Genomic DNA, 12,470 nt, shown 5'->3' with positions numbered 1-12,470 from the left:
GAATTCGCGGTTTCTGATAGAGAAAGGCCCGCGACGACGCGAGCCTTTCCAGATTAAATGTCCGTTATCCTATACCGGACGATCGACACGCATGGTCACATGGGCCGTGCCCCGCACAGCGCGCGACCATTTCAGTTGCACCTGCTTGAAAGTCGCCCCCTGGTTCACCAGCACATGCGGATTGTCCCAAACCTGATTGTTCGACACATCGCGCAAATCCCCTTCAATCGTAACGCTGGGCACCGTGCGTGCATTGCCCCCAAACGGGAAATAGGCGGACCCGTCCATCGTCCAGGTCGCGGCGGCAGTGTTCTGGTTAAACTCCAACGTCACAGGGGACACGGTCGCTTGCGTCACACCCGTGAAGGCGTTGTTCTCGAACGTCACGTCCTTCATGCTCCAGTAATCCAGACCCGCATGGGTGGTCGAAACACCTTCAACCCGATCAATCGCCCCGGACAGTGTTCGGAATGTATTGTTGGTCACATGCAGGCCTGAGACATAGTGCCCGTCGCCGAAGGGTTTGATCAGGATCCACTTGAACCACGAGGCGACATCATTAGCGGTAAAGATGTTGCCAGTGATCGTCATTCCGCCGAACGAGTATTCAGACCCGTGGTCGGGAAAAGCGTCGTGTTCATTGTTCCATTCGACAAAGCAATTATCGACATAATTACCATTCAGAACAGTCTTGTTGTTCTCGTAGGTGAACACCATACCTGCAACGCGCGGGCCGTCTGTGACCTCGTCGCCCTGAAACAGGTGATTGCCCTGAATGATGTGCCCCGATCCATGCAGCACCATCGAGGTGCCCATTCGCTGGAACCGATTGTCGCGAATCTTCGCATCATTGGCGTTCACGTTGAACGCGACGGATTGGCGGGTGGTGGCGGGATCGTTCTGTTCGGACGACACGAACTGGCACCGATCAAGGTGCAAATCCTGACACCCACGCCCGATCGAACTGATGCCGCGATTCTTGGGCTTGATGAAGAAACAATCCTGAAAGACGAAGTTTTCACCGTCCCGCGGCAGCAGCACCGCCGAGGCGTGGGAATTGCACTGAAATTCAACCTCGGTCAGGTTCATGCGGTTCACCTGTGCAAATCCACTGAAATCCAGCACGTATTTATGCCGGGTGAACGTATAGGTCTGGTTGGCGGCCGGTCCCCAAAGCGGTTGGCTCAACTCAACTTCGGATGCACCGATATTCACCTCTTTGACATAGACCTCGCGCCCCACGCCCGCACCTGTCACGACCGATCCCGCCTGAACCGCCGCAATATTGGCGACATTGGTCAGTTTGTAGGGGTTGGCGGGGTTGTATTTGGCCGCCGAACTGGTGCTTTCGCTGTCCCAGGCTGACCCACCAATCACATAGAACTGGCCGTTTTTGATCACACGCCGGATCAGGAACGTGTCACCTGCTTCATATGCCGCCTGCATGTCAATCGGCGCGGTCACATCAACGCGCCGACCGCACATGTCCAGAATCTCATGGTCCGCATAGTGCAGCAGCGCCTGAAAGGCCTTGCGAAACCCCAATTCCTCGTCTCCGAAAGCGTCAATATAGGTGGGAAGATCGAAATTGCGGGTCAGCGACAGATAAACATCATCGGCCATTGTCACCGTGCCTTCAAACCGGATGTCGGCGTGAAGCGTCAGGTTTGATCCGATGCGAAAACTGCCGTCCGGCACCAACACCGTGCGCCCGTTGGCCGCCGCATCGGCAGCTTCAAAGGCGGGTTTGTCATCGGTAAGACCATCGCCCGCAGCACCGAAATCGCGCACGTCAACCCAATCCATCATGTCGCGCAGATAGGCCCCGGTCACATCCTCGACCACCAGGTCGTCAATCCGCACCACGCCGCCGTTTGACCCGATCAGATCAAGCCCGACATGGGCATAGGCCACATCGCCCCCCCAAATGATATCGACACCGTTGCGGCTGCCTGATCCGATGATGGCTGACACTTCGACAACTTCGCCATATGTGCTCAACGCTGTCACCGGTCCGGTTTCCAGATTGCCCACGGCATATGACCCACCAGATTGCGCAGGCCATGCCGCCACGCGTATCGACGGCAACGGACCAGAGATCGCCTTTACCTTTGCAGACACCCGCAGATAGCAGCCTTGCTCATAGGGTGTCTGCCCCATATAGCGCAGCTTTTGCGTGGTCTCGTTTTTCAGAAGCTCCAGACACCCATCGAAATCCTGATCCGCCGGAACCAAGGCAGCATTGCCCGCGCCTGCATAGGTCTGCGAACCCGGTGTCCCGTCCTCGTTCGACCAGACCGTCAATCCATCTTCGAATGCGGGGGGCATGAAAACCACCCCATCGGTAAGTGCCTTGTTCATTGATTTCCCTTTCAGGTCCAGACATGCAAACCCCTTCGGCCATGCGTCATGATCGCATGCACCATTGCGCCAGGCGCGACAGGGCAGAAAACGCCGAAAGAGCTATCAACCAGCCGTTAACGAAACAGAACAGCAGCGTGCGCTGTTTTGGTTGCGCAACGCAAAACGGCGCACCGATTAGGCGCGCCGCTTGAAGGTTTCGAATCTGAAAAACCCTACTTCATCAACTCACCCGCAAGCCCCTGATCAATCAAGGTTGCAGTTTCTTCCGCGCCGTAAAGGGCTGCAAAACTGCCAAACCGAGGGCCTTGGCTTGCCCCCAGCAACACCTCGTACAGCGCCTTGAACCAGTCGCGCAGATTTTCGAACCCGTGCAGCTTGCCGACAGCAAAGACAATGGATTGCAGAAACTCTTCCGAGGTGAAGTCAACATCGGGCGCAGGATCGTCATTGCCCATCTGGGCATTCTTGCGGGCAATCACATCCAGCGCGGTCTGTCCATCGCGGAAAGCTGCGGCCAGTTCCTCCATTGCGACGCGTTCCTGATCGGTTGGCGTGCGGAAAGTCCGCGCCGGGGCCACGAAATCCTGGAAGTATTTCACGGCGTAACCGGCGGCAGCGTCCAGATCGGGATGTGTTTCCGCGGACGCGTCTGGCGCATACCGCTTGATAAAGCCCCACAACTGATCCTTGTCATCCGCCGATGCAACCGACGCGAGGTTCAGCAGCATCGAGAACGAAACAACCATGTTGGATTGCGGCACGTCGCCGCCATGGATGTGCCAAACGGGGTTGTTCAACTGCCCCTTCAGGTCTTGCTGGTGATAGGCGTTCAGTTGCTGGTGATATTCATCCATTGCCTTGGGAATCACGTCAAAATGCATCCGCTTCGCCGTTTTCGGCTTGAGATACATGAAATACGCAAGACTCTCGGTCGAGGCATAGGTCAGCCATTCGTCGATTGACACGCCATTGCCGCTTGTCTTTGAAATCTTCTGACCGCTCTCATCCAGAAACAGCTCATAGGTGAAATGCTCGGGCGCTGGCCAGCCAAGGATCCGGCAAATCTTGTCATAGATCGGCGTGTTGGTGCTGTGATCCTTGCCATACATCTCGAAATCAACTTCCAGCGCGGCCCAACGCGCGCCGAAATCAGGTTTCCATTGCAACTTCACATTGCCGCCAGTCACCGGCAGCGTCCATTCGCGCCCGTCTTCGTCATCGAAGGTGATCGTGTGATCGCTCGCGTTGACCCCCTTCATCGGCACATACAGCACCCGCCCCGTTTCCGGGTGTATTGGCAGGAAAATGGAATAGGTCTGACGGCGTTCTTCACGCAGGGATTTCAGCATCACCTCCATGATCTCGTCGTATTTCTCGACCGCCCGCTTCAACACCTCGTCAAACTGGCCAGAGCCATAGAAATCCGTGGCCGAATAGAACTCGTACTCAAAGCCGAAGGTGTCAAGGAACCGGCGCAGCATGGCGTTGTTGTGATGGCCAAAGCTCTCATACTCGCCAAACGGATCGGGGACTGAGGTCAGCGGTTTTTGCAGATGCGCCTGCAACCCGTCTGCATTGGGCACATTGCCGGGAATTTTGCGCATCCCATCCAGATCGTCAGAGAAGCAGATCAGCTTGGTAGGGATGTCGGAAATCACCTCGAATGCTCGCTGGATCATGGTGGTTCGCGCGACCTCGCCAAAGGTGCCGATATGGGGCAGACCGGACGGCCCGTAACCCGTTTCGAACAGCACAAACCCCTTCTTGGGCGGCGCCTTCTGATAGCGTTTGAGCACCCGGCGCGCCTCTTCAAAGGGCCAGGCTTTCGAACTCATCGCGGCGTCTCGCATCTCGGACATGTGCTTTTTCCTTATGTGGCGCGGACATCCGGTCTGCGCTGCTTTGTCGCTAGGTGTTCTCCCTATTGCGATGGGCGCGCCGGGTCAATATTCTGCACCGCAACAGACAGGAGCATGTCCATTGCAACAGACCCCCCATTCCATGACCGCCGAAGACAGCCTGATCGCTGTAATGGTCGCCGTATCGGCGTCGGACGAAAAGATCACGTCAGCCGAGTTGGTCACGATCGAAAGCATCGTGAACCATTTGCCGGTGTTTGCGAAATACGATCCGGATCGCATCAAGACCGTATCGCAGACAGTGTTTGACCTGTTCGGGGTTGAAGATGGTTTGGACGCCCTGTTCGGGCTTGTTCGGGAAAACCTGCCTGAACCTCTTTGGGAAACCGCCTACGCGCTGGCCTGCGACGTGGCTGCGGCGGACGGCGAACTTCAGGGTCCCGAACTGCGCATACTGGAAGAAATACGTTACGAACTGAACATCGAGCGTTTGCACGCAGCGGCCATTGAACGTGGCGCCCGCGCACGGCATATGACACTCTGAACAGCCGATCTGAGCGGTGTCTCGTGTCCGAGTCGCACCCGTTCTCGCTCTGAACCAACTCGCCGTCCTGAAAGGATCGAAATGCTCGACCAGTTCGACATCACCAATCGCTGGCCTGCGAAGGACTCCAGCGTCATTCAACTTTATTCGCAGACAACTCCGAATGGCATCAAGGCTTCAGCCATGCTGGAAGAAACCGGACTTCCCTATGAAGCGCATTTGGTCAGGTTTGAAACCGAAGATCAGTTTACGCCAGAGTTTCTGTCGTTGAACCCCAACAACAAGATCCCGGCGATCATCGACCCCAACGGACCGGACGGCAAACCCCTGCCGTTGTGGGAAAGTGGTGCAATCCTTATTTATCTGGCTGAAAAGTCGGGAAAACTTCTTCCAACGGACATGGCAAAGCGCGCAGAAGTGCTTCAGTGGCTGATGTGGCAAATGGGCGGTTTCGGGCCGATGCTTGGGCAGTTTGGCTTTTTCTATGCCTATGGCGGCAAAGAGATCGAAGACCCCCGCCCGCTGGACCGATATAGAACCGAAGCGAAACGCCTGTTATCCGTTCTGGACAATCGTCTTGAAGGCCGCTCAGTCGTTGCAGGCGACGACTATTCGATTGCCGATATTGCAATCTGGCCTTGGGTGCGCACATTGTTTACCAGCTACAAAGCCGCCGACGCTTTGGGGCTTGAGCATTATGCGAATGTTTTGCGCTGGCATACGGACTGTGCTGACCGCCCGGCCTCGCAAGCAGCCATCAATATCCCACCACGTCCTTAGAATCTGTCGTAACTCTGTTATCGTCAAGGGGGCGATCCGCCCCCTTAGGTGCCATATTCCAATGCCCAGCGCGACAAGAGTTGATGCTGCAAGACACGCGATCGCCGGCTCCATCCTTTAGCCCCTTTGGGTCGTTCGCGTTCTGCCCTGGGGATCGCCGCGCGCCGCTCCATATCCGCGGTAAAGATCGCAAAGATCAGCGGTCTTCCGTCAGGGGCGGTCAGGTATCCCGCCAGCGTGCTGACAAAGTTCAGCGTGCCGGTTTTCGCTTTAATGGAATAGGCTGCGTCATTGATCGGGCGCCCCATCTCGTCTAATGGTGTCACATCCTTCATCAACTCTCGCAGATAACCATTCGGTCCAGCGCTTGCCAGGGCTTTCACCATATCATTTGCGGACACACGCGACTGATCGCTCAGCCCGCTATGGTCTTGAAAGAATGCACGCCTCGCCCCAAGCTCTGTGTTCATCCAATCGGCCATAGCCGCACCTGATTCCATCAGACTGCCCGGCACGCTGCCGCGCGACGCACTGGCAGATAGCCCGATCAACTCGGCGGTCAGGTTGGTTGAGTATTTCAACATCCCCTGCGCCACATCCCTGAGCGGTCGCGAGCGATGCGAGGCCAGAATCGTCCCCTCCAGCCTGTCAGATCGCGCTTTCGGGCTTGGCAGTCGGATGCCTTCGCCGCGGGCCAAAATCTGAAAAACTTCGCCCGTATAGATGTCTGGGCGACGCACAGGGAGCCACCGCGATCCACCCTTCCCCAGCGCCCCGCGCGCCACCGTCCAATAGTCGATGCCCTTGGCATCTTCATAGGTGTAGATCGGGACTTTGCGGTCAATGATCTGCATCTGCGCCATTTTCACGGCCGGACGTAACTGATCGGATCGCGCCTCCATGGACACATCGAAATCCTCACCTGCGCGTTTCCATTCGAAATGCACACGGTTGTAATTCAGGTTCAAGCCCGAAACGGCGGGGTTGTATCCCAGATGATCCGGTTGCCCCGGATCAATCATCCTTTGATAGGGTAGTCCGTGGCCATCAACGATGAAATCACCCTTGATCGTCATGACATTTTTCTGCTTCAGCGCCTTCACCAACGCCGCCAGCGCATTGGTATCCAGCGTCGGATCACCGCCGCCAACCAAGACAAGATCACCTTGCACGACTCCAGCCTCAACCGGGCCGGTGGCAATCACCCGCGTCTCAAAGCTGTGTTCAAGACCCAGCGACGAGATACCGTAAACTGCGGTGATTGCCTTCGCGACACTTGCAGGGGGCAAAGGCAACACCGGGCTGTGCGCTTCAAGGATCAAGCCTGTCTTGGCTTCAGCCACCACAAAGCCGATCTTGCCCCCAAGATTTGCATCGGCGATCAGCGCATCCGCCGACGGGATCAGCCGTTCTGAGACATCGAGGAGCTTGGGGGCTGGCCGGATCGAACGTTCGGGGGCGTTTGCAAAGACAGGGCTGGCCAGACTTGCGCCCAGCCCTCCCAATAATGCACGCCTCGAAATTGCTTTGACCATAGGCGAATTAAATCGCGTGGGCGATCACAGGGCAACCCGATTTATCGTGATCGCCGATTCGGGGCGACAGTCTCTCAACCGTGAAACGTGCCGCGTCACCAATCGCCACGCGCACGGATTTGCGATGATGAGATGTCGACCATCGGCACGTTGATCAGGGACCATGCAGGTGCCTCGGCCCAAGCCAGACACCGCGCCAATCGCCCTGGTATTTTTGCGTGCTCAAACCGTTTGGCCGCGGGCGATGTTCGTGCCGCCACCCGGTCGCCTGGCCGGGCGATCACGCCGATGGGTACATTGGCCATGATCCACTCCCAACGCTCCCACCGATGAAAGGTCGCGAGATTGTCTGCCCCCATCAGCCAGACAAATCGAACGCCCGGATACATATGTTGCAACGTTTGCAGTGTTTCAGCGGTATAGCGCGTTTGGGTGTGGCGTTCGATATCTGTTACCTCGACACGTGGATGCTGCATGACGAGGCGTGCGCGCTCCAACCGCGACGCGATGGGTGCTGGCCCGTTCTTCTTAAGCGGATTGCCAGGCGTCACCAGCCACCAGACCCGATCCAGTCCAAAACGTTTCAACGCCTCGCGCGTGATATGGGCATGACCACGATGGGCCGGATCGAAAGACCCGCCCAGCAGACCGATGACCTGACCAGGTCGCGCATATGGCAAATCGTAACGCATAAGAATGCCTGTATTCGTCGCAACCAAAACGATGCGCCCTCAGTCGATCTCGGCGGAGCGTGCCCACAGGTTTACGGTCTCTTCGCTGATACTTGCATCGATCTCATCCAGCTCTGCTTGGCTAAAATCCAAACGACCAATCGCGCCGACACAGTCCAAAACCTGTTCCGACCGCGACGCCCCGATCAGGGCGGTGGTGATCCCGCCATCGCGAAGCACCCATGCCAGCGCCATCTGCGCCAGCGTCTGACCCCGGCGTTCGGCAATATCGGCAAGTGCGCGTAGGCTGTTGACGACATTTTCCGACACCAGTTCGGGTGCCAGTGACTTGCCTTGGCTGGCGCGGCTATCTGCCGGTATCCCTTTCAGATACTTGCCCGTCAGCAACCCCTGCGCCAAGGGAGTGAATGCGATGGACCCAACGCCAAGCTCGGCCAATGTCTCCTTCAACCCGTCCCGTTCGACCCAACGGTTCAGCATGTTGTAGCTGGGCTGGTGGATCAGGCACGGCGTGCCCAGATCATTCAGGATCGCCACAGCCTCGCGCGTGCGCTGACTGTTGTAACTTGAAATACCCGCGTAAAGCGCACGACCCGAGCGCACGATGTGATCCAGCGCGCCCATGGTTTCCTCCAGCGGTGTGTCGGGATCGAACCGATGACTATAGAAGATGTCGACGTAATCCAGACCCATGCGCTTAAGGCTTTGATCACATGACGCAATAAGATACTTCCGGCTGCCCCATTCACCATACGGCCCGGGCCACATGTCATATCCGGCCTTCGAACTGATGATCAGTTCGTCACGCAAGCCCGCAAAGTCCGTCCGCAAAATCTCACCAAACGCCTGTTCCGCGCTGCCGTAGGGTGGGCCATAGTTGTTCGCCAAATCGAAATGCGTGATCCCGTTGTCGAACGCCGCCCGGCATATCGCCTGCTTGGTCGCGTGTGGAAAGTCATGCCCGAAATTGTGCCACAGCCCCAGACTGATCGCGGGCAGCTTCAAACCGGACCGGCCACAGCGCCGATATTCCATCTTTTCATAGCGATCTTCGGCCGGGTGATAAGTCATGATAGCTCCTTCGGGATTGCCCTGCCCCCTTTGTCTGGCTAAGACAACCGGAAGTCAAACGCGAGGACACATCCCATGGCCGCTTATCAATATGTTTACCACATGGACGGGGTTTCAAAGACCTATCCGGGTGGCAAGAAATGCTTTGAAAACATCCGCCTGAGCTTCCTGCCCGGCGTGAAAATCGGCGTGGTCGGCGTGAACGGCACCGGTAAATCGACGCTGATGCGGATCATGGCGGGCATCGACAAGGATTTTCAGGGCGAGGCGTGGGCGGCCGAAGGCGCGAAAGTCGGTTATCTGCCACAGGAACCCGAACTGGACCCGTCGCTGGACGTGCGCGGCAATGTCATGCAGGGCGTGGCCGAAAAGAAAGCGATCCTTGAACGCTATAACGAACTCGCCATGAACTACTCGGACGAAACAGCCGAGGAAATGGCCAAGCTGCAAGACGAGATCGACGCCCAGAACCTGTGGGATCTGGACGCACAGATCGATGTGTCGATGGAGGCGCTGCGCTGCCCCCCCGATGACGCAGACGTCACCAAGCTGTCAGGCGGTGAAAAACGCCGCGTGGCGTTGTGCAAGCTGCTGCTTGAAGCCCCCGACATGCTGCTGCTTGACGAACCGACCAACCACCTGGACGCCGAAACCATCGCGTGGCTGCAACAGCACCTCATTGACTACAAGGGCACCATCCTGATCGTCACCCACGACCGCTATTTCCTTGACGATATCACCGGCTGGATTCTGGAACTCGACCGCGGGTCAGGCATTCCTTACGAAGGCAACTACTCGGCGTGGCTTGAACAGAAGGCCAAACGGCTGGCGCAGGAAGCGCGTGAAGACAAATCCAAGCAGAAAACGCTTGAACGCGAGTTGGAATGGATGCGTCAGGGTGCGAAGGCCCGTCAGGCGAAATCCAAGGCCCGGATCAACGCCTATAACGAAATGGCCAGCCAGTCCGAGCGTGACAAGGTGGGCCGCGCCCAGATCGTCATCCCCAACGGCCCCCGCCTTGGGTCAAAGGTGATCGAGGTCGAAGGCCTGAAAAAACACATGGGCGACAAGCTGTTGATCGAAAACCTGTCCTTCAGCATTCCCCCCGGCGGCATTGTCGGCGTGATCGGCCCCAACGGCGCGGGTAAATCGACCCTGTTCAAAATGATCACCGGGCAAGAGACACCGGACGACGGCACGATTGAACTGGGCGATACGGTGAAGCTGTCCTATGTCGACCAGTCGCGCGACGACCTGATCCCGAATGAAACCGTGTGGGAAGCCATTTCCGGCGGCGCCGAGCTGATCGAACTGGGTGACGCGCAAGTCAATTCAAGAGCTTACTGCTCGTCCTTCAACTTCAAGGGTGGCGACCAGCAGAAGAAACTGTCGCTTCTCTCCGGCGGGGAACGCAACCGCGTCCACATGGCGCGTCTGTTGAAAGAGGGCGGCAACGTGCTGCTGCTCGACGAACCGACCAACGACCTTGACGTCGAAACCCTCCGCGCACTGGAAGACGCGCTGGTCGACTTCGCCGGCTGCGCCGTCGTCATCTCGCACGACCGCTTCTTCCTTGACCGTATCTGCACCCACATCCTGGCCTTCGAAGGCGAGGCGCATGTGGAGTGGTTCGAAGGCAATTTCGAGGATTACGAAGAGGACAAGAAACGGCGGTTGGGACCGGACGCGCTGGAGCCCAAGCGTTTGAAGCATAAGAAGTTTACGAGGTGAAAGAGCGGCCCCTTCGGGGCCGTTTTTTAATGGTGTAATCACTCAGCGTATCAGCTTATGAACATATCAATTCAGCAAATTCAGAACCGTCTGAACGATCACCTTTTCAAGGACAGAATCCTCGATAATAGTTTTCGAGGATTCTGGTGCGAAGCGATGGTCGCACAAGCTTTGGGACAAAGGTGCGCAATTGTTGGAGATGGTTGGTTCCCATGGGACCTTCAAATCGGCCCGCTTACAGCTAATTTTCCAGATCGAGTTCGAGTACAGGTAAAGAACACTGCTCGCCTTCAGCCTTGGAACCTTCACGATGGAATTCAATCCAAAGCCAGCTTCCGTAATGGGGCGGGCCTCTGTCAAGGGTTTCGGGCAAGTCAAAAATCCCGGCGAAGATCTCAACTTTCACCGAGTTTTAAGGCACAGATTCAGAAGCTTTCTTTTTCTTTTTCACTGCACCCGCACGTCAGGACTGAAGGACACCCCTTGCACGGGCTTCGCTCTTCCGTCCGTAGTCAGCCGCATGGCTGCCACTCTATGCCTGGTCCAAATCTGGTCCTGGGTGCCCATCTTTTACGCGTATTCAGCGTTAGCCGATAACTAGCGGGCTTTCGGCATCTCCAGGAACCTCGTCCCGGCAAGGGACCTCGTCGTACCTGTCGTCAGGTGCAGTGCGTTCCTCCGTCAGATCAAGTTCTGGAATTATTTTACTCAGACCGTTGCCGGGGAGCTCTGCACATGGCGGAATGGTGTGCCGTCTCGCCACATGCGGTGCAATACAACGCCAATACGCCGCGCAAGTGCAATCAAGGCCCGTTTCGATCCACGCCGATGGGCCACTCTGAGCGCCCAGGCCTGGAGCCAGTTTGGTGACCCACGGTGCATCAAGATCATCGCCGCTTGATACAAGGCCGTTCGAAGGGCCCGGTCACCGGCTCGAGTAATTTGCCCGACAATGTCCATCTCTCCGGATTGCGTACGTCTCGGCGTCAGCCCCACCCACGGACCAACATCCTTCGATCGCGCGAACCGGGTCGGATCGTCGATCGCGGATTTGACCGTCAGGGCGACGATCCGACCGACGCCTGGCATCGTCATCATCAGACGGCAAACGTCGTCTTGTTTTGCCAGATCCGCGATTGTCGCATCCAATTCAGCCAACTCGGCGCGCAACTGCGCACGCGCGCGCAAAAGGGCCTCTGTCGACGCCGACAGGATTTCATTCTGCTCAACCAGTTCCCTCACCCGGGCCTCGTACCTGATCCGGGTGACGTGTCCCAGCTTCAGACCGAAGTTCCGCAAAACACCCCGCATGGAAAGCTCAAGGTTGATGATGGCCTGCTGAACTGACTTGCGCGCTGTCAGCAACGCGCGGATTTCCTGGGAGGACACCGATTTGCGGTGCACGGGCCTGTACCATCCCATTTGAAGCAAGCGCGCAATGCCCTGAGCATCGCGCCGATCGGTTTTGATCGGCATGGCTTTCAAAGCGGCTTTCACCAACCGCGTTTCCATCAAGACCACGTCAAGTCCGGCCTCTTCGATGCCCTTACTCAGCCATTGGGACAGTGGTCCGGCTTCAAGACCGATCGCATCGACCGCGTACGGCAATGACGTCATCGCACGCACCAGCGCCTCAGGCTCGCTGGCGGCCTCCAACTCCTCAACAACCTTCCCTTGCGGCCCCAGCACACAAATCGCCGTGCTTGTCAGAGATACATCTAGTCCGATAAATACATTCATGTCGTTGCCCTTCTATTCTCAGGAATTGAGGCGCATGGAAATATACGACCTCGTAGACGCGCTGCAGGCGCATCAAGGGCAACGGCACTCCACATCATGCTGTCAAGCAAGCGAAACGTGCTCGATTCGCCGACAGCCCCATTACGGCATCTTT

9 protein-coding genes are annotated in these 12,470 nt (G+C 57.1%); 3 read left to right on the top strand and 6 right to left on the bottom strand.

Features of this window, described 5'->3' with window-relative positions; genetic code table 11:
• Positions 1 to 69: 69 nt before the first annotated feature.
• Together AC13C8_RS05005 and AC13C8_RS05000 are read right to left on the bottom strand one after the other, a co-directional pair.
• The gene (locus tag AC13C8_RS05005) at positions 70 to 2,361 is read right to left on the bottom strand and encodes a glycosyl hydrolase family 28-related protein (protein ID WP_482846569.1); all 2,292 of its coding nucleotides are present in this window, start codon (positions 2,359 to 2,361) and stop codon (positions 70 to 72) included.
• Positions 2,362 to 2,576: 215 nt separating this feature from the next.
• Positions 2,577 to 4,223, bottom strand: coding sequence for a lysine--tRNA ligase (locus AC13C8_RS05000; protein ID WP_482846568.1), 1,647 nt, complete (start codon positions 4,221 to 4,223; stop codon positions 2,577 to 2,579).
• A 121-nt stretch (positions 4,224 to 4,344) separates the two neighbouring features.
• Between AC13C8_RS05000 and AC13C8_RS04995 the strand changes: the two genes are divergently transcribed.
• Both AC13C8_RS04995 and AC13C8_RS04990 read left to right on the top strand, forming a co-directional pair.
• Entirely contained in the window at positions 4,345 to 4,767 is a 423-nt protein-coding gene (locus AC13C8_RS04995; RefSeq protein ID WP_091432437.1) for a tellurite resistance TerB family protein, read from the top strand.
• Between the two features lie 81 nt (positions 4,768 to 4,848).
• Positions 4,849 to 5,547: a glutathione binding-like protein gene (locus AC13C8_RS04990; protein ID WP_482846567.1), complete on the top strand. Its 699-nt coding sequence runs from the start codon at positions 4,849 to 4,851 to the stop codon at positions 5,545 to 5,547.
• Positions 5,548 to 5,591: 44 nt separating this feature from the next.
• Here the strand turns inward: AC13C8_RS04990 and dacB are convergent, their stop codons facing one another.
• The 3 genes from dacB to mgrA all read right to left on the bottom strand — a co-directional run bounded on the left by dacB (position 5,592) and on the right by mgrA (position 8,845).
• On the bottom strand, positions 5,592 to 7,082 hold the full coding sequence (gene dacB / locus AC13C8_RS04985) for a D-alanyl-D-alanine carboxypeptidase/D-alanyl-D-alanine endopeptidase (protein WP_482846566.1): 1,491 nt from the start codon (positions 7,080 to 7,082) through the stop codon (positions 5,592 to 5,594).
• A 95-nt stretch (positions 7,083 to 7,177) separates the two neighbouring features.
• Positions 7,178 to 7,774 (bottom strand): nicotinate-nucleotide adenylyltransferase, encoded by a 597-nt coding sequence (locus AC13C8_RS04980; RefSeq protein ID WP_091430701.1) that lies wholly within the window; start codon positions 7,772 to 7,774, stop codon positions 7,178 to 7,180.
• A 39-nt stretch (positions 7,775 to 7,813) separates the two neighbouring features.
• Positions 7,814 to 8,845 carry an L-glyceraldehyde 3-phosphate reductase gene (gene mgrA, locus AC13C8_RS04975; protein ID WP_482846565.1) on the bottom strand — a complete coding sequence of 344 codons (1,032 nt, stop codon included), beginning with the start codon at positions 8,843 to 8,845 and terminating at the stop codon, positions 7,814 to 7,816.
• 75 nt (positions 8,846 to 8,920) lie between these two features.
• Here mgrA and ettA point away from each other — a divergent pair, with 75 nt between their 5' ends.
• A complete protein-coding gene (ettA, locus tag AC13C8_RS04970) occupies positions 8,921 to 10,576 on the top strand; it encodes an energy-dependent translational throttle protein EttA (protein ID WP_482846564.1) in 1,656 nt (551 codons plus the stop codon).
• Between the two features lie 708 nt (positions 10,577 to 11,284).
• Here the strand turns inward: ettA and AC13C8_RS04965 are convergent.
• Positions 11,285 to 12,316, bottom strand: a complete 1,032-nt coding sequence (locus AC13C8_RS04965) for an IS110 family RNA-guided transposase (protein ID WP_095587668.1) — start codon at positions 12,314 to 12,316, stop codon at positions 11,285 to 11,287.
• Positions 12,317 to 12,470: the final 154 nt, after the last annotated feature.

This window comes from Aliiroseovarius sp. B-4 (genome assembly GCF_056857795.1).
The sequence above is the reverse complement of the archived record's forward strand: the minus strand, read 5'-3'. Positions and strand labels throughout refer to the sequence as shown.